Genomic DNA, 22,653 nt, shown 5'->3' on the forward strand with positions numbered 1-22,653 from the left:
GATGCCGGTCGTGTCGTGGCTAACCGGCGAACGCGGGCTGCGGGAGCCCCTTCCCGGCGCCGGGCACCACCAGCACCGAGCCCGACAACGGATGCGGTGCCTCAAGGCCCTTACGAGCTGTGGTGATGTACAGGTCGGTGAGGTCGGCGCCGCCGAACGCGCAGGCGGTGGGGCGGAGTACGGGCAGTTCGAGCACACGGTCGAGGGTCCCGTCCGGGGTGTAGCGGTGGACCGCTCCGCCGTCCCAGAGGGCCACCCAGACACAGCCGTCGGCGTCGACGGCGAGACCGTCGGGCAAGCCGTCGTCCACCGCCGCCAACTGCCGCCTGTCGACCGACAGTTGATCATCGCCGATGTCGAACACGTCGATGCTTCGGGTCGGCGAGTCGACGTAGTACATCAGTCGGCCGTCGGGGCTCCAGCCGATGCCGTTGCTGACGGCGACGGAGTCCAGGACGGTCCGCGCGGTGCCGTCGGGGGCGAGCCGGGACAGGGTGCCGCCGCCCGCTGCCTCGTCGTAGCGCATGGTGCCGAACCACAGGGCGCCGTCGGGCGCGACCGCCGCGTCGTTGCCACGGCGGCCGGGGACGAGCTCCCGGTGCAGCCACCGGAAGCCGTCGATGCCGTCGTAAACCCCCACGCCGTCACGGAGGTTGACCACCAGACCGCCGCCTTCCCGCGGCTTCGCGGCGCCCACGTGCTGCTCGGTGACCATGACCGTGCGACGGCCGGTGGCGGGATCGTAGGTGTGGACCCGCGAGCCGAGGATGTCGACCCAGATCAGCCGCTGCTCCCGGGAGTCCCACGTGGGCCCCTCCCCCAGGGTCGCGCGCTCGTGTACGGCGACCTCGACCGCCGTCATCCCACGCTCCGGTGGCCCAGCCGCTCGGACAGCTCGACGGCGCCCTTCGCGGCGAGCTGCTCCAGCTCGGCCCGGCGCTCGTCGCTCCAGCGGATCATCGGTACGGAGATGGAGAGGGCCGCGACGACCTGGCCCGTGCGGTCGCGCACCGGGGCGGCGATGCAGCTGACGTCCGGATTGGACTCGCGGCTCTCCACGGCGATCCCCCGGCCGCGGATCTCGGCGAGGGCCTCGCGCAGGGCGGCCGGTTCGGTGATGCTGTTGGGCGTCATCGCGACCAGCTCGGCGTCGTCCGGGACGCGGGCCGTCAGCTCCTGGTCGGGGAGCGAGGCGAGCAGCATCTTGCCGACCGAGGTGCAGTGGGCGGGCAGTCGGCGGCCGGCGGCGGACACCATGCGCACGGCGTGCGTGGAGTCCACCTTCGCGATGTAGATGACGTCGGCACCCTCCAGGATGGCGACGTGCACGGTCTCGTCGCAGGTCTCGGCGACCGAGCGGGCGACCTGCTGGCCCTCGGCGGCGAGGTCCAGCTGCTCCGCGTACCGGCTGCCCAGTTGATACGGACGGACACCGAGCCGGTAGCGTCCAGGCTGACTGGGAACCTGGACGATGTACGAACGGGCGGCGAGTGTGGTGACCAGCTCGTGCACGGTCGTGCGTGGCAGCCGCAGCCTGCGCACGATGTCGGGGGCGGAGAGCGTGCCGTCCCCGTCGAGGAAGAGCTCGAGTATGTCCAGAGCTCGGGTCACGGCAGGTACAAGACGTCCCACAGCCGGCCCCCTCCTTGCGTTCGAAATGTCAACAGTCGATCGGGATTGCGAACACAGGTTACTCATAGTGCTCTTGTGTGGGCAATGGGTGTGCGGTGTGCGTAACCGCTGGTGGGTGCGGGGCAGGTGGCTAGAACCTAGCGCCGGGCTCGGGGGTCGCCCAGTTCCCCGCGCAGGCGTTGCGCCCTGAGCACCAGCTCCAGCTCGAAGCGGCGGTCCGGGTCGTCGACCTCGTCGCCCCACAGTTCCCTTATCTGGCGCAGGCGGTAGCGGACGGTCTGTGGGTGGACGCCGAGGCGGGCCGCGACCTCGGGGGCGCCACCGCGCGTTTCCAGCCAGGCGAGCATGGTCTCGGCGAGGCGGCGGCCGTGGGTGGGGCCGCAGTGGGCGAGGGGGGCAAGGCAGCGCAGGGCGAGGTCGTCGATGAGTTCCTCGGGCTGGAGCAGGACCAGCGCCTCGGTGTGTTCCGTGCAGTGCAGCACCTCGCCGACCGGGAGCAGGCGCCGCTCCATCAGGCGTACGGCGGCCTCCGCCCAGCGCAGCGACTTCGCGGCGTCGGCGAGCGGTACCGGCGGGCCGATGGCGCCGGACCAGCCGGTCAGCGCGCGGTGCAGCAGTTCGGGGCGGCCGGCGGCGTCCGGTTCGGGCACGACCATGCGGGGCTGCTCGTACTCCATGTCGAGCAGGACACTCTGGCCCACGGCCGGCGCGACGGCCTCCCGGGCGGGGCGCAGCAGTACCCCGACGGCGACCTTGTCGGGCAGTTGCCAGCCGATGCGGGCGGCGCGTTCGACGAGCGCCTCGGCCGGGTCGCCCCGGTGGTGGCGCTCGGAGAGCAGGAGCTCCATCAGGCGGCGCTGGAGGCGCAGGCGCTCCCCGGCCTGCCGGGCGGCGGCCTCCGCGTAGCCGCGTACGGACTGGTCCACCAGACCGTCCAGGTATTCGTATCCGGCGTCGACGAGTTCGTACATGGCCGGTGGCGGGATCTCGACCCTCTGCCCGATCTCGGCGAACCGGCGCCAGGCGAGTCTGACCCCGAGCCGGTAGATCGCCTGGAGCGAGTCGAGGCTGCGGCCGTTGAGGCCTTCGCCGCGGCCGAACTCCTGGAAGACCTCCGGGTGGACGCGGGGCCGGCCCTCGGCGGTCTCCAGGTGCTGCACGAACACCTCGATGGCGCGGCGGATGCCGATCAGCGCCATGGGCTCGCCCGAGTCGTCGAGGAAGACGGGCAGCGTCGGGTACTCGTGGCGGATCTCCTGAAGGATCTCCTCGGCGAGCACCGGCGCCTCGGCCATCGCGAGCGCCGCGAACTGGCGCACCTGGAGGCGCGGGACGTCGCGCCAGGCCGAGCGCGTCGTGACGGTTCCCGGGCGGGGGGTCACGTCGGGGCTCCGGCGAGGGACGGGCCGCGTGTCGTCACCATCGACACTCCGACGAGGGACGGGCCGCGTGTCGTCACCGTCGACGTTCCCGCGCGCGACGGCATGTCAGCGCTCCTGCCCGGCGTTCTGGTAGGTGATGAGCGGGGTGTTCGGCTGGTCGGGGGTCGCTTCGAGGAGGGCGACGATGCCGAGCGCGGCGCCCACCGCGAGTGCGGTGGCGCCGAGGACGGTCAGTGCGGCGGCGAGCAGTCTGGACATCGTGGGTGAGCCTCTCTGTCGGAGGTCGTCCCCACCCCGGCCGCTTCGTCCGCGGCCGTGGTCGTCCCACGGTCGTGCGGTCGGCGACCCCTGCCCGTTCCCCGTGGTGCGTTCCCGATGTTCGCCGGTCCCGTCCGGCAAGTCCACAGTCTCGACAATGCATTGACACTCCGTCAAGGGTGCGCCTACGGTTCCCGGCCCATACCGCAGGTGCACTTTCCCCACGGTGCCGACCCGCCCGCACGACCCGCGTGTCGAGCCGTCTCACGCCCCCTGGAGTGCCCGGATGCACCGGAAAGCCTCGCCCGCCGCCCTGATCCTGCTGGGTCTCGGGACCTTTCTCCTCGTGCTGGCCCCACTGCTCGCGTGGTACGTGAAACCACATGCCGCCGTGAATCCGATCGACATCGACCAGACCGCCGTCTACACCGGCACCGGCAGCGTCTTCGACGTCGACAAGGTCGAGACCGTGCCCGACCAGAAGATCACCGTCACGCAGAAGGTACGCGGTGACGTCGCCGCCAGCGAGACCAGCGGAAACGGGGTCTGGGACGTGACGACCACGGTCGACACGGACAAGTCGCTGCCCGCGGCGGACCCGCACGACGCACTGGAGTTCACCCCGCACCGGTGGGTCATGGACCGGACGACCAACAAGCCGGTGCACTGCTGCCAGGAAAAGCCGTACATCCAGGGCGAGGCGTACCTCAAGTTCCCCTTCGACGTGCAGAAACGCGCGTACCGCTGGTGGGACAACTCCCTTGGCGCGACGGTGACTTTGAACTTCCGGGGTACCAAGAAGATTCAGGGGTACGAGGGTTATCGGTTCACCGGTACGGTCCCGGCGACCAAGACCGGGACGCGGCTCGTGCCGGGCGCGATCGTCGGCGAACCCGAGCGCAGCCAGGTGCTGGCCGAGGAGTGGTACGCCAACCACCTCGTCGAACTCGTCGTCGACCAGCGGACGGGCCGCGTGCTGTACGCGCAGGTCGGACCCCGCAAGACGCTAAGGGCACCGGGCGGCAAGGAGGACGCCGCAGTGCTGCTGGACGCCGAGAAGCTCGCCTTCACCGCGGACACCCAGAAGTTCGCGGTGGACCGGGCCAAGGAGGAGAGCGGCCAACTGCGAGCGGTGGGGCAGACGTTGCCGATCGGGGCGGGTGCGCTGGGACTGGTACTCGCCGCGGTGGGAGTCGTTTTGGTGGTACGCGGCCGCCCGCATCCCGATACGCCCGAGTCCTCCCAGCCTGCACCCACGATGTGATGCGGCGTCAGCTCACAAAGCTGAAAAATTGTCACCTAGGTGAGTAGCAGCATCGAACCGCTGGGCGAAAACTATCCACCCCCACCCGAGCACAGCCCGTCCACACCCCCGATACAGCAAGTGCCTACAAATCCCACAGAATGGCCCGCCCGCAGGACCGCCAGACCCCCCACAACCGCAGGACCAACCGTCAGATCCACACCCTGCACCTCTGCACCCCTGCTCGATGAATCACCGTCCGACCCCCCACGCTGAGTTCCGCACCCTGAGACGAGTTGGAGCACCCATGCCCCAGCACGTGCCGTCCCCTCCCTCATTCTCGACTTCGTTCGAGCGGGGGGACCCCCATCGCGCCGCGTACCCGCGCTCCGCGCAGCACCTTCCGGCGCTTCCCCAGCCGCCGCACCGAATCGTTTTCCTTGCCCGCCGGGATCTCGACAACCCGGCGGCCGGCGGCTCCGAACTCCTGGTCGACCGCCTCGCCGAGGGCCTGACCCAACTCGGCCACCAGGTCACCCTCTTGTGCGGCGGGCCCGCGGCCTACCGCGACTACCGGGTCGTCTCGGCGGGCGGCGACCTGGGGCACTATCTGCGCGCCCGCCCCACGTTCCACCGGCAGATCGGTGACTGCGACCTGCTCGTCGAGGTGTCCAACGGCATGCCGTACCTGGCACCGCTGTGGCACCACGGCCCCACGCTCTGCCTGGTCAACCACGTCCACACCGACCTGTGGCGGATGCGGTTCGGCGGACCGCTGGCGCCCGCCGCCCGGATCGGCCGCAGACTCGAACACTGGGCGCTGGCGGGCGCCGCACAGCGCCGCAACCTGCTGGTCGCCGTCTCCCCGTCGACGGCCCACGCGCTGCACGACATCGGGGTCGAGCGGGACCGTATCCGGGTCGTGCACAACGGGGTCGAGGAGCCTGGCCCGCAGGGCTCGCGCTCGCCGGAGCCGCTGTTCGTGGCGATGGGGCGGCTCGTCGAGTACAAGCGGATCGATCTGCTGCTGCGGCTCTGGGAGCGGGTACGCCCGGTCACCGGCGGCCGTCTGGTGATCATCGGGAACGGCCCCGAGCGGGAGCGCCTGGAGCAACTCGCGGGCCCCGGCGTGGAGTTCGCCGGCCATGTCTCCGAGGCCGAGAAGCACCGGCTGCTGTGCGCCGCCTGGCTGCTGCTGCACCCCTCGGCGGTCGAGGGCTGGGGCCTGGTGGTCACGGAGGCGGCGGTCCGCGAGACCCCGGCAGTCGCCTTCGACGTACCCGGTCTGCGCGATTCGGTGGTGGACGGCGAGACGGGTGTCCTGGCCCGGGGCGAGTCCTCGTTCGCCGCGGCCTGGTGCACCCTCGCCCTGTCCGCCCACCGCCGCACCCTGATGGGCAAAGCGGCCCGCGACCGTGCCGCACGTTACCGCTGGAACCACACGGTCCGCCGGTTCAGAGCGGTGGCCGCGGAGGCGGTGAGGGGCTGGGCACCATGAGTGGCCGCGGAGACGGTGACGGGCTCGGCACCACAAATGGCCGCGGAGACGGTGACGGGCTCGGCACCACAAATGGCCGCGGAGACGGTGACGAGGGCACCACAAATGGCCGCGAAGACGGTGACGGGCTGGACACCACAAATGGCCGCGGAGACAGTGACGGGCAGGGCACCACGAATGCCGCCACCGCACGTATGAAGGACCCCTCCATACGCCGGTCCGTCACCCTTTTCCGGGCCTTCCGGCACGAGCAGGACGACCCGGAGGCCTGTTACTCACTGCTCGCCCGTGACGCCGCCGACCAGGTCGAGGCGTACGACGGGGCCGTCGACGGCCGTACCGTCGTGGACGTCGGCGGGGGCAGCGGGTACTTCACCGAGGAGTTCCGGCGGCGCGGGGCGCACGCGTATCTCTTCGAACCGGATGTCGCGGAGCTGGGGCCGAAGCCGCCCGGCTCGGCGGTCGTGGCGGACGGTTATCTGCTGCCACTTGCGGACGGGGTCGCGGACGTCTGTTTCTCGTCCAACGTCCTTGAGCACGTGGCCGATCCGCAGACGTTCATCAGCGAACTGGTGCGGGTGACCCGGCCCGACGGGCTGATCTATGTGTCGTTCACCAACTGGCTGTCCCCGTGGGGCGGTCACGAGTGGGCGCCCTGGCACTACTTCGGCGCCGAGCGGGCGCGGGCCCGCTACCACCGTCGTACCGGAAAGCCCGCCAAGCACACCCTCGGCGAGAACCTCTTCACCGTGCACATCGGAACCACCCTGCGGCAGGTGCGCTCACGCGACGACGTCAGGGTCGTCTCGGCGCGCTCCCGCTACTGGCCGTTCCTCGCGGGAGCCGTCGCGAAGGCGCCGGGGCTGCGCGAGTTCGCCACCTGGAATCTCCTTCTCATCCTCCGGCGGTCCTCACCATGACGAGCACGGTCCAGGCTCCACCCCCGGCAGCCGTCCGCCCCACCGCGACCACCTCCGGCCCCCCGCAGGGGCCGCGGTCGCGGCGGTGGCTGCTGGGTTTCTGGGCCGTGCTGTTCGTGCTGTTCCTGGTCGTGCACCCCGGGCGCACGACCTTCGACACCAAGCTCGGAGTCGCGCTCGATCCCTGGCAGTTCCTCTCCGATCTGGGCCAGTTGTGGCACGACCGGGGCGGCTTCGGCGGCATCCAGGACCAGTACGTCGGGTACGTCTGGCCGATGCTGCCGTTCTACGGCCTGTGCAAACTGGTCAGCCTGCCGGTGTGGCTGGCGGAGCGGCTGTGGATGTCGCTCATCGTGTCCGTCGCGTTCTGGGGCGCGCTGCGGCTGGCCGAGCGGCTGCGCATCGGCACGCCCGCGTCCCGGCTGCTCGCCGCCCTCGCGTACGCACTGTGGCCGGTGTTCACGATCGTCGTCGGCTCGACCTCGGCCGCCGCGCTCCCCGGCGCGTTCCTCCCCTGGGTGCTGCTCCCGCTCACCAACGAGCGCTACAGCGCCCGTGTCGCGGCCCTCCGCTCGGCGCTGGTCATCCCCTTCATGGGCGGGGTGAACGCGGCCTCGACCCTCGCCGCGCTGCTCCCCGTCGGCCTGTACCTCCTCTCCCGTCCACGTGGCCCCCGGCAGCGCAAACTGATCGCCTGGTGGGTGCCGGGCGTGATCCTGGCGACCGCCTGGTGGGTGGTCCCGCTGCTGATGCTGGGCATCTACGGCGAGAACTTCCTTCCGTACGTGGAGACTTCGCAGACCACGACGGCCACCATGTCGGCGACGGAGACCCTGCGCGGCGCGGGCAACTGGGTCGCGTATCTGCACTTCGGCGAGGCCTGGCTGCCGGCCGGCTGGACGGTCGTCTCCTCGGTGATCGTGGTCGTCTGCTCGGCGCTCGCGGCGGGCCTCGGTCTTGCCGGGCTCGCCCGCCGTGACCTGCCCGAGCGGCGCTGGTTGGTGCTGACCGTGCTGTCGGTCGTGCTCATCACCCTTGCCGGATACGGCGGTTCGTTCGGCGCGCCCTTCCACGGCGTGGTCCAGGACTGGCTGAACGGCGGGCTCGTCCCCTTCCGCAACATCTACAAGTTCCAGACGGGCCTGGCGCTGGCCCTCGTGTTCGGGCTGGCCCATCTGGTCGGGATCGCCTCGGAACAGCGGGGGGCCAGACGGGTCCGCGGGCGCCGTTACGCTCCGCTGATCGCGGCGGTCCTGGTGCTCCCCGGGCTCGCCTGGCCGTATCTCAACGGCTCGATCCTGAACCCGGGTTCGTTCCAGGAGCTCCCCAAGTACTGGCAGTCCACGGCCGACTGGCTGGAGAAGTACTCCCCCGACTCCCGCGCCCTCGTCGTCCCCGCCACCGCGCACGGCATCTACACCTGGGGCTCCACCATCGACCAGCCCCTCGACGTGCTCGCCGAGTCCCGCTGGGCGCAACGCGACTACGTCCCCTTCGGCACCGCGGGCAACCGGCGCGCCATGGACGCGGTCGAGCAGTCGCTGATGACGGGCGCCGAAGTCCCGGGTCTGGCCGACTACTTGAGCCGGGCCGGCCTCTACTACGTCGTCGTACGCAATGACCTGGACCCCGACCAGCTGGGCTATGTCCCGACCACGACCGTGAAGCGGACCCTGGAACAGTCGGGCTACCAGCGGGTGACGGGCTTCGGCCCCGAAATGACCGGTGGCCGGATCGCCGAGGACACCCCCTTGCAGGTCGAGGGCCTGTATCCGCGCCAGCGGGCCGTGGAGATCTACGAACCGGCGAGCGAGGACGTGGCACGGCCGGGGCAGGCCGGGCTCAAGCCGATCGCCGATACGGCCGTCGTCTCCGGTGGCCCCGAGGCGCTCCTCCCGCTCTCCGCCGACCCGTCGATGCGGGACCGCGCCGCCGTGCTCACCGGCGACAACCATCCCGGCCTCGGCACCCCGGCCCTCCAGGTGGTCGGGGACGGGCTGCGACGGGCCGACACCCGCTTCGGGCTGGTCAACGCCAACACCTCGTACACGTACACGGCCGACCAGCGCAACGACAGCGACAGCGCGCAGGACCCGGGCGAGAAACCGCACCAGATCCTGCCGACCAGCGGCATCGAGCACCAGACGGTCGCCGAACTGCGCGGTGCCCGCTCGGTGACGGCCTCCTCGACCGGCAACTGGCTTTTCTACCTCCCGCAGTACGACCCCGTGAACGCCTTCGACGGCAACCCGGACACCGCGTGGGCGGAGGGTGCGGCGGGCTCGGCGGACGGGCAGTGGCTGCGGGTCGGCTTCACCGGTTCCGTGGACATGCCGTCCTCGTTCAAGGTGACTCCGCTGCCGCAGGACGGTGTGCGCTCGGCGGCGACGCGGGTCCGGGTGGAGACGGAGAAGGGTTCCGCCACGAGCTATCTCCAGCCGAACGGGATGACGCAGGGCATCAAGTCGCCGTCCGGGTCGACGAGTTGGCTGGAAATCACGATCGTCGACTCCACGGAGCAGCATGCCGGCCTGACCGGCGCCGGCTTCTCCGAGATCGACATCCCGGACGTCCAGGTGACCCGCCTGCTGAAGCTCCCGACGGACGCCGCCGACTCGGACGCCACCGCCGAGATCGTCTCCCTGCACCGGTCCACCGACCCCACCGGGCTGTCCCCGACGGGTACGGAGGCGGGCCTGCACCGCACCTTCTCGACGTCGACGGCGGGGACGTACGAGATCAAGGCGAGCGCGGTCCCGGTCCCGGGCGAGGAACTCGACAAGCTGCTGTACGAGGTGGCGCCCGAGCAGCAGAGCCGGATCGTCGCGACGGCCGACTCGACGGCGCAGCTCGGCGCGGGTCTTTCGGCGCGCAATCTCACCGACGGCGACCTGACGACGGCGTGGATCGCGGGCGACAACCCGACGATCCACCTGAGCTGGCCGGACAAGCAGCCGGTCTCCTCGATCGTCCTGGCCCCGGCGGGCGGCCTGTCCACCCGCCCGACGAAGATCGCCATCAGCTCCCCGGACGGGGCGGCGATCGTCGGCGTCGACGAGAACGGCTGGGCCCGCTTCGAGCCCATCACCACCGACCGGCTCGACATCACCGTCACCGAGACCGCGCCGCTGACCGTCCACAACCCGGTCGCGGACACCGACCTGCAACTGCCGGTCGGTCTGACGGAGGCGTACATCCCGGCGCTCGACCAGTACCGCACCCCGCAGCCCTCGGGCACCCGGGAGTTCTCGCTCCCCTGCGGGAAAGGGCCCGCGGTCGCGGTCGACGGGAAGCTGTACGAGACGAGCGCGACCGGGACGGTGGCGGACCTCGTGGAACGCCGGGCCATCGACCTGACCCTCTGCCAGGAAGGCAGCGACGACGCCGAGTTGGACCTCGGCACCGGCTCGCACCGGGTCGAGGCCGGGGACGCCGGACCGCTCACCGTCACCGACGTGACGCTGACCCGCGGGACGGTCACGGAGGCCGCCACCGCCGGTCGTGATCTGGGGATACGTGACTGGCTGGGCGACCGACGCGAGGTGACGGTCGGCTCGGGCGCGGCCTCGTACCTGACGACGTACGAGAACTTCAACGACGGCTGGAAGGCGACGCTCGACGGCAAGGAACTCACACCGGTACGGCTCGACGGCTGGCAGCAGGGCTGGCAGATCCCGTCCGGCGCGGGCGGCACGGTCAAGTTGTCGTACGAGCCCTCGACGGCGTACGAGGCCGGGCTGATCGGCGGTGGGGTCGGCGTGGCCGCCCTCGTGGGCCTCGTCCTGTGGCGCCGCCGCGAACCCAACCCCGACGAACCGCAGCCGGTGCCGCCGGGGCCCGGGGTATGGCTGGGCCTGGTCGCGCTCACGCTGGTCGCGATCGTGATCGCCGGGTTCTTCGCACTGCTGGTCCCCGCGCTGGCGCTGCTCGCGTGGAAACGGCACGCGCTCCTCGTACCGATCGCGTTCCTCGCGCTCACCGGGGCGGGGATCGCTGCCGCGACGGGGGCCGGTGAGGCGGTGTCCGCGGACGCGGGCGCGTTCTCGGCGGTGGCTCAACTGCTGGCGCTGATTGGGCTGTTCGCGGGGTTGGTGACGGTCGGGGAGGCCGCTCCCGGCGGTCCGCCGCCATGGCGGCGGTCGTCGTCACCGGGCTCACCCGGTTCGGAGGCGCCGACCGCGCCGTTGCCGCAGCGGGTGCGGGGGGAGAACCCCGGGCCGGGTTTCGATCCCCGCGCGGGGGGCGGGCCTGCCGAGCGGAAGCCCGGCACCGGAACCGGGCCTGCCGGGGAGAAGCCCGCCACCGAAGCCGAGCCCACCGAGGGTATGCGCGGCACCGGAACCGAACCCACCGAGGGTAAGCGCGGCACCGAAGCCGGGCCTACCGAGTGGAAGCCCCGTACCGAAACCGAACCCACCGAGCGGAAGCCCCGCACCGGAACCGAACCCGCCCAGGAGAACCCCGACGCCGATCCCAGCGCGTCGGTGGCGCGGTCCGAGTCGGGTACCGGCGTTGATTCGCCCCCTCCGCCCCTACCCGTCCCTTCCCGGGGCTCCGCCCCGGACCCCGCTCCTCAGACGCCGGAGGGGCTGGATTCTCCCCGGCCGGGACTGGAATCTGCGAGCGAGCGGACTCGGCCCGAGTCCGGGCCGACGATCTCCGCTCGCGGGCCCGGCTCCGCCCAGCCGGTAGGGGCCTCGCCGACGGCGCGGTTCGCGTTCCGCGGGCCGAGGTTCAGGGCGACGCCGTCGGACGGCACAAGGGTGGCACCGTCGGACGGCCCAGGGACGGCACCGTCGGACGACGCAGGGAGGGCCAAGGCCATATGACCGCGGTCGAGCACCCCGCACGGAACAGCGCGGGTGGGCCGGTCGGGCCCCCCGCACGGGTCCCCTTCCCCGTTGTCGACGAAGTCGCCCGGCACTGTCTGCAGGAGGCGGAGCCGGAGACGGTCCATATCGAGGTGCACGTGCCCGGCCGGCTGGACCCCGTCCGTATGCGGTCGGCCTTCACCGAGGCCCTGCGTCGGCACCCCCGGATCCTGATGCGGGAGGCGCCGGGGCGCTGGTACCGGCTCCGGTACGAGTGGGAGCTCACGGACGGCCCGGACGTGGAGGTCGTGACGTTCCCGCCGCCGGACCGGGACGCCCTCAAGCACGCCCGCGACCGGGCGCTGGACGACGCCCCGCCGCTGTCGGCGGCGCCGCCGGTACGCCTGGAAGTCGTCGACGAGGACGGCGCGACCGACGGCACCGTCCTCTTTCTCACCATGAACCACACGGCACTCGACGGCCCCGCCTGCCTCCGCATCCTGGCCACGGCGGCGGAGTTGTACGGCGGGCGGGACAACTCCCCCACCGCACCCCCCGTACGCACACCCGGCGCACCCGAGGCCGAGCGGGTGGACACCCCCTCCACCTGGGCACCGCCCGCCCGCGTGGCCCACGGCACCCCCGAACCGTCCCCGGGCAACGGCCTGCTCGTCACCGAGCTCAGCGTCCCGCGCCGCCCCAAGGGCTCCCCGTACACGGTGAACGACCAGCTCATGGTCACGACGGCCCTGATGCTCGCCCATTGGAACAGGGAACACGGCGCCCGGCCCCGCCCGTTGCGGATCACCATGCCGGTCGACGACCGACCCAGGGACATGGGCATGCCCATCGGGAACGGCACGAGACTCGTCGAAGTCCCCTTCGCTCCGGAGGAGTTGGACGCGGAGAGGATGGGCGAGCTGCTACGCCGCACCGCGCTCCGCACCCAGGCCCTGAAGTCCCAGGAGCGCCCCCAACTCGGCCACGGCGCGACCCTGTTGACCGCTCCGGTGATCCCGGTGTCCTGGCGCGCCGCCGTCACCCGGGGCCTGCGCAGGGCCGCCGCGCCCTGGACCTCGACCACGCTGCTGAGCAACATCGGGCGGATCCCGTACCCGCTGGACTTCGGGAAGGCGGCGGGCCGCGCCACCGCGGTCTGGTTCTCCGCGCCGGCCCGGATGCCCCGCGGCCTGACCGTCACCACCGCCTCCACCGCGGGCCGCCTGCACGTCGCCCTGCGCTGGTCGCGGACCCTGCTCAGCCAGGGTGACGGCGCCCACCTCCGCGACCTCTTCGAGCACTATCTGCACGCGACGGAGGAGGACGGCCCATGATGACCAAGGCTCCCGCGGCCACGCCGACAACAGGCGTCGTACGCCGGGGACTTCGCGACTTCTACGAGGATCCGGCTGTCCCTGTCGCGTCCGGCAGCGCGCGCAGCCTGCGCCAGGCCCGGATGCTGGCCGCCGCGCTCGGCCCGGCGACGGCGGGTGCGAAGACCGTCCTGGACGTCGGCTGCGGCGACGGCAGCGCGGCCGCGACCGCGGCACCTCTTCTTGCGGGGCACCGCCTGGTCGGCGTCGACTGGTCGCAGGACGCGCTCCGCCGGGCCCACGCCCATGTGCCGTACGCGATCCGCGGTGAACTCTCCGACGGCGGGCTGCCGTTCGCGACGGGATCGGCCGACGCGGTGCTGTTCAGCGAGGTGATCGAGCACCTCGTGGACCCGGACTCCGCACTCGACGAGCTCCGCCGGGTGCTGCGCCCCGGGGGCCACCTGATGCTCTCCACCCCGAACCTCGCCGCCTGGTACAACCGCGCCCTGCTGCTGGCCGGCGTGCAGCCGGTGTTCTCGGAGGTGAGTCTGCGCGCGATCCACGGCCGCCCCGGCAAGGAGGTCGTGGGCCATCTCCGGCTCTACACGGCCCGCGCGCTGCGGGAGTTCGTGTCCGCCGCCGGATTCGAGGTCGTACGGCTGAAGGGGGCGCCCTTCCACGGCGTACCGCGTCCGCTGCGTGCGCTGGACCGGCTGGCCTGCGCGGTCCCGTCGGCGTCCTCCATCCTGCTCCTGCACGCCCGAAGGACATAGACCATGTGGTGGGGGGTGGCCGCGGCCCTGCTGGCGAACGTCCTGTACAGCACCGGATTCGTGTTGGAGAAACGCGCGTTGGCGGCCCTGCCTGAGGTCGAGATCCGCCGCCCCGCCCGGCTGTTGCGGCTGGTCCTCGGCAGCCCGCTGTGGATCGGCGGCTCGCTGTCCCTCGCCGCCGGGTTCGGCGCCCAGCTCGCCGTCTACCGGACGCTTCCCATCGCCGCGGCCCAGGGCATCTTCGTCTCCGGTCTCGTCCTGCTCGTCCTGCTCTCCTCCCGGCTACTGGGCGAGCGGACGACGAGCCGCGAACGGTACGCACTCGGCGCGATCCTCGCCGCGCTGCTGATGGTGGTGCTGTCGCTGAGCGAGGACTCGGACACGGTCAGCCGTAGCGCTCCGGCGCCGCTGATCCTCACCGTCTGCCTGCCGTCCCTGGCGGCGGGCATCTGGCTGTACGGGGCCGCCGAGCGACGCTCCCGGCACCGGCACCGGACGCCGTCCACCGGCGTCGAATACGGCGTGGCGGTGGGCCTGTTGTACGGGGTGAGCTCGCTCGCCATCAAGGGTGTGTCCAGCTATCTGACGACAAGTGGCCTGGGCGGCGCGCTGGTTGACCTGCTGCGTTCCCCGTACCCCTATCTCCTGCTCTTCACCGGCGCGTTCGGCCTGGTCATGTCGCAGGCGGCACTACAGCGCTGCCGGGCCTCGCTGATCGTGCCGGTCTGCACGACGGTGACGAGTCTGTTCACGGCCGTGCTCGGCACGCTCGCGTTCGGCGAGGCGCTGCCGCACGAACCCGTGCGGCTCGCGCTGCGCCTGGCGGGTACCGCTCTCGCGGTCTCCGTCCTGCTCGCCATGCCCAAGCACGACACCGCGCCCCAACCCCCCGTTGCCACAAAGGAGTTGACTCCCCCGTGAACCCCGACGACCCGTTGCTGAAGATCCTGGCCTGCCCGCTGGACAAGGGCCCGCTCCACCTCCTCGTACCCGATGAGTCGGTGGGTTCGGAAGCCGCGCTGTACAACCCACGCCTGCAACGCCGTTACCCGATCGTGGACGGCATTCCGCAACTGCTGCCGTCCTCGGGGGAGCAGGTGGGCGCCGACGAACACGAGGAACTCCTCAAGCGGATGGCCCCATGAGCAGCCCTGCGAACGGCCCTGCGCCGAGGACCTTGACCGCCCGCCTTGCCCGCTTCCTGCCCACGCGGCTGGTCGCCGCGACCGCCCGCCTCGTCTACCCGCGCTTCGAACCCGAACTGGCCCGGCTGTCCGACCTCTGCCCGCCGGGCTGCGGCACGGCGGTGGACGTGGGCGGCTGGTACGGCCCCTGGACACGCCGTCTGGCCACCCGGGCCGACCGCGTGGTGACCGTCGAACCGGTCCCGCACCTGGCCCGGCTCCTCTCCTCCGCGACCCCCGCGAACGTCCGCGTGATCCACGCCGCCGCCTCCGACCACCGGGGCACCGCCCACCTGTGGCTCCCCCCGGACGACGCCGGCGACCGAGGCGTGTCCTCCCTCGTCCGCAGGGACATCCACGCCCGCGCCCTGGCCGTCCCCTGCCTGACCCTGGACAGCCTGGACCTCCACGACGTCGACTTCATCAAGATCGACGTGGACGGCAACGAACTGGCGGTCCTGCGTGGCGCGAGCGCCCTCATCGCCCACGACCGCCCGGCCCTCTTCATCGAGCTGGAGTCCCGGATCCAGCCCGTCGCCCCCGTCATCGCGCACCTCACCCAGCAGGGTTACGTGGGCTGGGTGCTGCCCGGCGACACCTGGCTGCCCCTCGCGTCCTTCCCCCTGGAAGCGCACCAGGCCCGTACGTCCCACGTCGTCTCGCAGGGACTGCTGCGCAGGGTGCTTCCGCCGCGCGGCCCCCGCTATGTGAACTCCGTCCTCTTTCTCCCGGACGGCCGCCGTCCGGGCGCCGCGCGCATACGCGACGATGGACCGCATGCCGCCCGCGAAACGCCCCACGACTCCTTTCACGCCTCTCGACTTCCAGCTGGTCCTGCTGCGCCGCATGGCGGACCACAACCCTGACCTCGTCGAGGACGCCCGCCACGAGCTGGGCGTCTCCATCGCCGACATGCGCGAGGCCAACCGCCGCTGGCAGGCGATGCAGCACGCCCCGCGCTCCCGCGCGGCCATCTCCCGCTACCGCTCGATCCTGGGCACCCCTGAGTCGGTGATCCCCCGCCAGATCGGCGACCTGGCCTGCGAGGCCCTGCTCTGGCCCGTCCCCCTCTGGCCCGACCTCCGCTTCGAGGTCCTGGTCGCCCCGAACGGGGTGGCCTGGAACGAGTGGCTGGTCCGCGCCCCAGGCGCCCCGGGCCCGGTCCTCGATACCCTCGACGACCTCACTCCCTGGTCCTGCACCGTCGACGAGGCGGCCCACGCCTTCGCCCCCGCCCGCCCCCTGGAAGGCACGGCACCGACCCGCTGGGGTCTGGCCTTCGCGGCCCCGGACACATCGGGCGTACGACACGACTGCGCGGCGGAGTTCACCTGGGGGCTGTTGCAGCGGGTTGGCGTCAAGGGGCAGCCATAACCCCTGTTGCAGCGCGTAAGCGTCAGTGGGCGGCCGTGATGATCGCCTGCGCGACCGCGGGCACCGACTCCGGGTGCAGCCAGAGGAAGAGATTGGGCTCGATCAGTTCCAGCTCCATCACGCAGGGTTCCCCGTCCTCGCCGTCGACGAGGTCCACGCGCGCGTAGAGCACCTCTCCCGCGTCCGGTACGGCGGCCAACGCGTGCTCCGCGACGGAGAGTTCGGCCGGGGTCGGCTCCCAGGGCTCCAGCCGGGGATGGGCGACCTTGACCTCGTCGTACGCCGTCCCGGGCTCCAGGACGGCGCCCTTCCGGCTGGCGTGCAGCAGCCGCCCGCCGAAGAACTGGAGTGCCCGCTCTCCACCGGCGTCGATGTTCTTCACGTACGGCTGCACCATCGCGGTGAGCCCTTCCGCGTGCATCCGCGCGAGCTGTCGTACGGCCGTCTCCCGCTCCTCGGGGGCGTACCGGGCGGCATACCGCGCGCCCGCGCCGGCCGTGGGCTTCACGACGAACTCGCGGTCCTCGGGAAGGTCGACGGGATCCCCCGGCGCGAGATACCGGGTCGGCACCACCGGAACCCCGGCCCGCGCCAGGTCCCCGACGTACCTCTTGTCGGCGTTCCACCGCACCACGCCCGCCGGATTGACCAGCCGCGTCGCCCGCCCGCACCGCTCCGCCCAGGCCACGAACTCCGCGACACGCCAGCTGTAGTCCCAGGTGGACCGGATCACGACGAGGTCGAACCCCGCCCAGTCGACCTCCGGATCGTCCCAGCGCGCGACAGCGGCCTCGGCCCCCGCCTCCTCCAGCGCCGCCACCAGCACGGGCAGGTCCCGGTCCTTGGGCGACTCCTCACTGGGGGCGTAGGTGGCGAGCGCGATACGGGCACGTGCGGCACTGCGGGCCACGGTGGACTCCATCCTCGTACGGCAGGCAACTCCTGGTGATGTTTCCGCAGGCTAACAACGCCTCGCGGGGCCGGGCCAGGCGGTTCCCTTGGAGGGGCGACTCACCCGCGGGGGACGGCGGCCTTCCACTCCTCGGCCGTGAGCGGCGGCCCGGTGAGCTGCGGCTTGAGCGGGCCGGCCACGGCGGCGAGGAGCACGCTGGGCGTGAGCAGGACGTGTGCGCCGCGCTCCAGCGACGACACGTCGGTGAAGCGGCGGGCTATGCGGCCGTTGCCGGTGGCGGTGAGCAGGAGGCGGTCGACGTACGCGGCGAGGATCCTGTCCCTGAGCGTGGGGCCGTTCTCCGTCGCGCCCGGGTAGAAGACGTCCTGGCCGGTGGCGAGGTCCCACGCCGCGTTCACCGGCCGGGCCACCGCCTTCTGTAGGGCGCGGGCCAGCCCGGGGCTCCCCCAGCCCCGGGCGCGGATCGTGTCGCGCAGCGCGACGGCACTCTGCGCCGCGACCGACATGCCGTGGCCGTAGACCGGGTTGTACGCCGCGAGCGCGTCGCCCAGCACCGTGAAACCGTCGGGCCAGGGACGCGAACCCTCGTAGTAGTAGCGGCGGTTCGAGGTGGACCGGGTGAAGGCGACACCGGACAGCGGCTCGGCGCCCGCGATCAACTCACCGATGACGGGGTGGCGCAGCTCCTCGGTGGCGAAGCGTTCGAAGTCGCTTTCGTGGGGGGTGGGTTCGCCGCCTCGGGTGCCGGTCAGCATGACCAGCCAGCGCCCGTTCTCGATGGGCACCAGATAGCCCGACCGGCCGGGCCCTGGGTCGCGGTTGGCGGCCTGCACGTTGACGACGGGGAAGCCGTGTCGCGCGTGCTGGGGGGCACGGTACATCCGACTTGCGTACGCCAGGCCGGAGTTGACCTCGCGCACCTGAGGTGCGGACAGGCCGAGGGCCTTGAGCCACTCCGGTGCGCGGGAGGCACGTCCGGTGGCGTCGACGACCAGGTCGGCCGCAAGGACGCGCTCGACTCCGTCGTGGTCCCGGACGCGAACTCCCGTCACGGTGGCGGAGGTTCCTTCGAGGCCGAGCGCCTGGGTCCGCTCGACGAGCCTGATCCGGTCGTCGCCGAGGACCTGCGCGCGGACGGTCGCGTCGAGCAGGTCACGGCTGCCGAGGAGCATGTGATGGGACTCGGTCCAGCGCCGGAACCAGCCCTGCGACGACAGCGCGACCATGTCCGTGGTGAGCGCCAGGCGGTGCGCTCCGGCTTCCTGGAACCGGCTGCTGAAGCCCGGCAGGAGTTCCTCGATCGCCCGTGCACCGCCGGACCACAGCCCGTGCGGATGCTGGGCCTGGGGCAGGTTCTTGCGGCCCTCGGGTCCCTCGGGCAGCACATCGCGCTCGACGATGGTGACGAGGTCCGCGGACTCGGTCAGCGCGCGGGCCGCGAGCATGCCGGCGTGGCTGCCGCCGAGGACGACGGCGGACCTCATCGGCCGTGCGCCGGAAGGTCGTTCGCTCCAGACACTGGCACTCCGGGGACTGGCACTCATGTGGCGGGCACACTCTCTGCTTCGGCGGCCGCGCGCTCGCGGACCGCCCTGATGTCGTCGGTGTGGCGGAGAGCCAGGGAGACGGCCTCGATCCCCTCCAGCAGGTCTTCCATGTCGGGGCTGTGGAGAGGTGGGCAGGCGCCGCGCCCCTGGGAGGGCCGCCTGGACTCGATGGCGTCCTGGATCGTCACGACACGGGCGAGCGGTTTCGCCCGGTCGGCGTCCCACCCGAGGCAGAGCGCCGCGTCGTACGATCGTCGGCCCAGGTCCTCGTCGACGTACCGGCCGAGGCGGAGCAGCCCGTCCCGGATGAACGTCTCACGGCGTGTCAGGCGCAGTTCGGGGGTGGCCCGCAGTTTGAAGGGGACGCGGTCACTCGTGCCGGTCCGCATCAGCAGGTAGAGGGGCCGCAGCCGCCAGTGGCAGATCCGGGTGCGCCAGCGGCTGTGCAGGTACTGGCCGGCGTACGGCAGGACGAACCCCGCCGCGATCAGGATGGCGGACACACAGACGACCGGGGGTGCCAGGTCGGTGCTCAGCCGGTCCAGGTCGTGGCCGGTCCAGCGGGCGACGACCGCGGAGAGTTTCGCGGCGGTGAAGAGCAGGTTCGTCGCGTAGCCGGCGCCCAGGAGCTTCAGGCCGCGGCGCAGCCATACGTCGAGGTCCCCGGTGCGGATCCAGTTCCAGATCAGCTTGGAGGTGATCAGACAGGCCACGGCGTGCCCGAGCAGATAGAGCACGATCTCTTCGCGCATGAAGGGTGTGGTGGCGTAGTACGTGTCGAGGTCCCGCAGCCTTTCGACCTGGACGTCGGCGAGCGCGAAGAGCACCCACAGCGCGACGATCACGCCGGAGTAGCCGGTGATCACCCAGCGCATGGCACGGCGTGTGGTGACCGAGCGGTCGGACACACCGTTGCGCCAGGCGATGATCAGCAGCAGGCAGGCCCCGGAGAACGCGGTGATGAGGCTGTAGACCAACGGCGCGGAGATGTTCCGTACCTCGGTGACGCGGTTGGTCCAGGCGATGGTCTGCGGCGCCGCGAAGACGAAGATGGCGCAGGCGAGGGCGAGGAGGCCGCCGACGGCCCGGAGGAACGGGTCCTTCCAGAGTTTGACGATGCCGGGCAGTTTGACGGCCAGGGCCGCGGTGAGGACCGCCACCGGCAGCCAGAAGGCGAGGTCGTGCCCGGCGGAGAAGCGGGAAGGGTTCATCGCCGGTCAGTTCCGGGGGTCGCGGTAGCCCAGGGACGCCTGGATGGCCCGCTCGACCAGGTCGACGGGGCCCTGCCGCTCGGCGCCGAGGCCGGTCACCCATGACCGGAAGACACTCGCCAGCCGCAGTCCGAAGTCCTCGGCCTCGTCCTCCTCGGCCGCATGGGACCCGTGGCGGGCGGCGACGGTGAGGGCGATCTCCTGCCAGCCGGTGCCGTCCGACAGGGTGCGGGCCGCGGCGGCGGCGCCATCGACGTGATGGTTGTGGTGTCCCTGCCTCATGTGCCACAACTCATGGCCGAGGATGACGAGTTGCTGCACGGCCTCGGCGCGCTCCTCGATGACGACGAGGTCGAAGTCGTGGAACTCCATCCACAGGCCGGTGACCTCGAGCTCGTCGGGGAAGCGCTCGAAGCGGAGCCGTACGGGCCGCCCGTCCCGGCGCCCGCTCATCTCCTCGCACAGTGCCCGTGCCAACTCCCGCACGTCCACCGGGGTCTTGTCGATCCGCTTGCGCAGCACGCGGCTCAGCTCCACCGCGAGACGCCGCATCTCGGAGTCGGTTCCGGTCGGCCGCAGCCCCGCCACGAACTCGCGCACCCCGCGGGCAAGCCTCATCGCCGCTCCCCGTGGAAGGACGCGGAGAGCGGCGTCCCGCTCTCCACGAGATACGCCACGGGCATCGCCCGTACGCCGAGCGCTTCGCCTCGGTGCAGGCCCTTCTCGGCGAACCGCGCATCGAGACGCGCGAGTGTCTCGGCAAGAGTCGGGGACTCACTCACCAAGGGGCTCCCGGAAGTCAACTCATCAAATTGTCAGCTTCCGCCGACCCTACGTGTCCCGCTCGGGCCGCGCCATGACTTTCGGGTTCGCCCGACGCCGACTCCTGTTCAGCGCTAACTCCTGTTCAACGTGCGGGTGACGCCCGCGAGCACCGCCGTGGTCAGTACCCAGCCGGCGGCGATCAGCGCGTACGCCAGCCACTGCGGGCCGGCGTGCGCCCAGTACCAGTTCGCCCGCTGGCCCAGACCGCCGATGGGAATCAGCAGGTCGAGGGTGTAGACGAAGGGCTGGAACGGGGCTCCTTCGCCCTCCTTGACCGGCACCGGATCATCGGCCGCGAAGACCAGCGTGCCGAGCAGGATCAGCCCGAGGAGCCAGATGCCGGCCAGCCACGGCCGGTATCCGTATCCGACGGTGGCATCCAGCACGCGTCCCCACGCACGTCCGGCCGGGCCGAGCGTACGGCGGCGATGGCGCTGTTTCGCCAGCAGCACCCGGCGGGCGTCGTCGTCGTGGCCGACCTTCCGGTAGCAGCTCGCCAGTTGCTCGTACGGCTGCGGGCTGTAGCCAGGGCTCCGCCGAATCCAGCCCACCCGGCGAACCACGGTCTCCGGCCGACCCACCGCCTCGCGCCGCCGCCCCGCCTCGACCATCTTGATGGATCCGTAGACGAATCCGTCCAGCTCCACCACACCCGGCCAACTGTGCTCGTTCTCATACAGGAACGAGACCTGAGCCCCCCGCAGGTCGACGGCCCCCTCCGGCGTCCCGGCAACGGTGAAGTCGAAGTCGGTGGCCTGCATCAGAAGACAGACCACCGAGGGCTCCTCCCCACCACGCGCACCCTTCAGGGCCGCTCCCGCGAAGGTCAGGTTGTCCGAGATCCGGGCACCTCGCAGGCGTACGGTGCCCTCCGCGTCGAATCCCCCTGACAGGTCGAGCGTCGTGGTGGCCACGTTGTCCACCACCAGTGCCACACCGCCGTCACTGCTGATCCGCGCCCCCTGCATGAAAAGCCCCCCAGGCAACTGCGCGCCCGGCAACCGCACCCCGCCCCGCGTGCTGAGGTTCCTACAGAGGACGCCGCCTTCCATGACCAGGCCGCCCGCGAAGACGGCCCACTCCCCGGGAGCGGATATCCGTGCCCCGTTCAGGTTCAGCTCCCCGGCTATGTGAGCGTTGACGAGCGAAAGCCGGCCCCCGTCCAGCACCGAACGTTTCAGGTCGAGATGCCCTTGGACCCGGGCCAGCCCGGCCTCCACGCCGGGGACCCAGCTGTCCTTGATACGGACCGTCCGCGTCGACGCCCCGTAAAGGCTCACCGCCTCCTCAAGTCGGCAGTGCTCCAGCCAGAGCACATGGTTGATCTCCGCGCCGTCGAGGTCGAGCGGTCCGGTGATCCGCGCACCGGCGAGACGCAGGCCGGCGACGGCACCGGAGGGCCCGGCGTCACCGCCCAGCAACAGCGCGACCAGCACAGCCGCCCGAACCGTCCGATCCGGCCCCCACCGCCCATCCCGCACCGGATCATCGGCCTCCGCCTCACCACTCCGCAGATCCACCCACCGCCCTTCGGGAAAGGCGTCCCACACCCGTCGCTCCGGGGCCGTCAACTCGATGTCAGGCAGCACAGGGGCAGGGTAACGATCAGATTCGCGGGGCGGTGAACTCGTACCGCAACTCGTGCAGATCACCGTCTCGGCCAGTACCGAGGCTTCGACGGACGGGCCATCATCGGCCGGTCTGAGTACCCGTACTCACCCCGACCCGGGTCGGATCGCTCAGGTGCACCCGATCCGCCGAAACCA

The 22,653-nt window shown here is 71.6% G+C and carries 20 protein-coding genes; 10 read left to right on the top strand and 10 right to left on the bottom strand.

The annotated features are described in order from the left end of the window. Positions 1-19: 19 nt before the first annotated feature. The 4 genes from ACIPC1_RS03035 to ACIPC1_RS03050 all read right to left on the bottom strand — a co-directional run bounded on the left by ACIPC1_RS03035 (position 20) and on the right by ACIPC1_RS03050 (position 3,272). Positions 20-862, bottom strand: coding sequence for an SMP-30/gluconolactonase/LRE family protein (locus ACIPC1_RS03035; protein WP_402512740.1), 843 nt, complete (start codon positions 860-862; stop codon positions 20-22). Continuing rightward, on the bottom strand, positions 859-1,632 hold the full coding sequence (locus ACIPC1_RS03040; RefSeq protein WP_402512741.1) for an IclR family transcriptional regulator: 774 nt from the start codon (positions 1,630-1,632) through the stop codon (positions 859-861). Before ACIPC1_RS03040 ends, ACIPC1_RS03035 begins: the two co-directional genes overlap by 4 nt. A 137-nt stretch (positions 1,633-1,769) precedes the next feature. Continuing rightward, positions 1,770-3,014: a PucR family transcriptional regulator gene (locus ACIPC1_RS03045; protein ID WP_384385679.1), complete on the bottom strand. Its 1,245-nt coding sequence runs from the start codon at positions 3,012-3,014 to the stop codon at positions 1,770-1,772. A gap of 105 nt (positions 3,015-3,119) precedes the next feature. Next, the gene (locus tag ACIPC1_RS03050) at positions 3,120-3,272 is read right to left on the bottom strand and encodes a hypothetical protein (protein WP_402512743.1); all 153 of its coding nucleotides are present in this window, start codon (positions 3,270-3,272) and stop codon (positions 3,120-3,122) included. A 286-nt stretch (positions 3,273-3,558) separates the two neighbouring features. On the opposite strand from ACIPC1_RS03050, the gene ACIPC1_RS03055 reads away from it, so the two are divergent. The 10 genes from ACIPC1_RS03055 (at position 3,559) to ACIPC1_RS03100 (ending at position 16,391) form a co-directional block, all read left to right on the top strand. Then, positions 3,559-4,536, top strand: coding sequence for a DUF3068 domain-containing protein (locus ACIPC1_RS03055; protein WP_402512745.1), 978 nt, complete (start codon positions 3,559-3,561; stop codon positions 4,534-4,536). Between the two features lie 286 nt (positions 4,537-4,822). After that, positions 4,823-6,013, top strand: a complete 1,191-nt coding sequence (locus tag ACIPC1_RS03060; RefSeq protein WP_402512747.1) for a glycosyltransferase family 4 protein — start codon at positions 4,823-4,825, stop codon at positions 6,011-6,013. Positions 6,014-6,207: 194 nt separating this feature from the next. After that, on the top strand, positions 6,208-6,933 hold the full coding sequence (locus tag ACIPC1_RS03065) for a class I SAM-dependent methyltransferase (RefSeq protein ID WP_402513378.1): 726 nt from the start codon (positions 6,208-6,210) through the stop codon (positions 6,931-6,933). Beyond that, the gene (locus ACIPC1_RS03070) at positions 6,930-11,762 is read left to right on the top strand and encodes an alpha-(1->3)-arabinofuranosyltransferase family protein (protein WP_402512749.1); all 4,833 of its coding nucleotides are present in this window, start codon (positions 6,930-6,932) and stop codon (positions 11,760-11,762) included. Before ACIPC1_RS03065 ends, ACIPC1_RS03070 begins: the two co-directional genes overlap by 4 nt. Beyond that, positions 11,759-13,078, top strand: a complete 1,320-nt coding sequence (locus tag ACIPC1_RS03075) for a condensation protein (RefSeq protein ID WP_402512750.1) — start codon at positions 11,759-11,761, stop codon at positions 13,076-13,078. The genes ACIPC1_RS03070 and ACIPC1_RS03075 overlap by 4 nt, the downstream gene beginning before the upstream one ends. Then, complete coding sequence (locus ACIPC1_RS03080) at positions 13,078-13,833, top strand: class I SAM-dependent methyltransferase (RefSeq protein WP_402513380.1); 756 nt, start codon at positions 13,078-13,080, stop codon at positions 13,831-13,833. Before ACIPC1_RS03075 ends, ACIPC1_RS03080 begins: the two co-directional genes overlap by 1 nt. A 15-nt stretch (positions 13,834-13,848) precedes the next feature. Next, positions 13,849-14,754, top strand: a complete 906-nt coding sequence (locus ACIPC1_RS03085) for a hypothetical protein (RefSeq protein ID WP_402513381.1) — start codon at positions 13,849-13,851, stop codon at positions 14,752-14,754. After that, positions 14,751-14,978, top strand: a complete 228-nt coding sequence (locus tag ACIPC1_RS03090; RefSeq protein WP_402512752.1) for a Trm112 family protein — start codon at positions 14,751-14,753, stop codon at positions 14,976-14,978. The genes ACIPC1_RS03085 and ACIPC1_RS03090 overlap by 4 nt, the downstream gene beginning before the upstream one ends. Further along, positions 14,975-15,883: an FkbM family methyltransferase gene (locus tag ACIPC1_RS03095; protein WP_402512754.1), complete on the top strand. Its 909-nt coding sequence runs from the start codon at positions 14,975-14,977 to the stop codon at positions 15,881-15,883. Before ACIPC1_RS03090 ends, ACIPC1_RS03095 begins: the two co-directional genes overlap by 4 nt. Further along, the gene (locus tag ACIPC1_RS03100) at positions 15,786-16,391 is read left to right on the top strand and encodes a hypothetical protein (RefSeq protein ID WP_384385705.1); all 606 of its coding nucleotides are present in this window, start codon (positions 15,786-15,788) and stop codon (positions 16,389-16,391) included. The genes ACIPC1_RS03095 and ACIPC1_RS03100 overlap by 98 nt, the downstream gene beginning before the upstream one ends. A 22-nt stretch (positions 16,392-16,413) precedes the next feature. Here the strand turns inward: ACIPC1_RS03100 and ACIPC1_RS03105 are convergent, their stop codons facing one another. The 6 genes from ACIPC1_RS03105 to ACIPC1_RS03130 form a co-directional block, all read right to left on the bottom strand. Further along, positions 16,414-17,313: a RimK family alpha-L-glutamate ligase gene (locus ACIPC1_RS03105; RefSeq protein WP_402512755.1), complete on the bottom strand. Its 900-nt coding sequence runs from the start codon at positions 17,311-17,313 to the stop codon at positions 16,414-16,416. Positions 17,314-17,402: 89 nt separating this feature from the next. After that, positions 17,403-18,788 carry an FAD-dependent oxidoreductase gene (locus tag ACIPC1_RS03110; RefSeq protein WP_402512757.1) on the bottom strand — a complete coding sequence of 462 codons (1,386 nt, stop codon included), beginning with the start codon at positions 18,786-18,788 and terminating at the stop codon, positions 17,403-17,405. Between the two features lie 56 nt (positions 18,789-18,844). Beyond that, complete coding sequence (locus ACIPC1_RS03115) at positions 18,845-20,062, bottom strand: MAB_1171c family putative transporter (RefSeq protein ID WP_402512759.1); 1,218 nt, start codon at positions 20,060-20,062, stop codon at positions 18,845-18,847. A gap of 6 nt (positions 20,063-20,068) precedes the next feature. Continuing rightward, complete coding sequence (locus ACIPC1_RS03120; protein ID WP_402512760.1) at positions 20,069-20,680, bottom strand: toxin-antitoxin system, toxin component family protein; 612 nt, start codon at positions 20,678-20,680, stop codon at positions 20,069-20,071. After that, the gene (locus ACIPC1_RS03125) at positions 20,677-20,844 is read right to left on the bottom strand and encodes a hypothetical protein (RefSeq protein ID WP_402512761.1); all 168 of its coding nucleotides are present in this window, start codon (positions 20,842-20,844) and stop codon (positions 20,677-20,679) included. The genes ACIPC1_RS03120 and ACIPC1_RS03125 overlap by 4 nt, the downstream gene beginning before the upstream one ends. 114 nt (positions 20,845-20,958) lie before the next feature. Continuing rightward, entirely contained in the window at positions 20,959-22,476 is a 1,518-nt protein-coding gene (locus ACIPC1_RS03130; protein WP_402512762.1) for an oxidoreductase, read from the bottom strand. Positions 22,477-22,653 lie beyond the last annotated feature (177 nt).

The sequence above is a fragment of the Streptomyces sp. NPDC087263 genome, assembly GCF_044744645.1.
Lineage (GTDB): Bacteria > Actinomycetota > Actinomycetes > Streptomycetales > Streptomycetaceae > Streptomyces.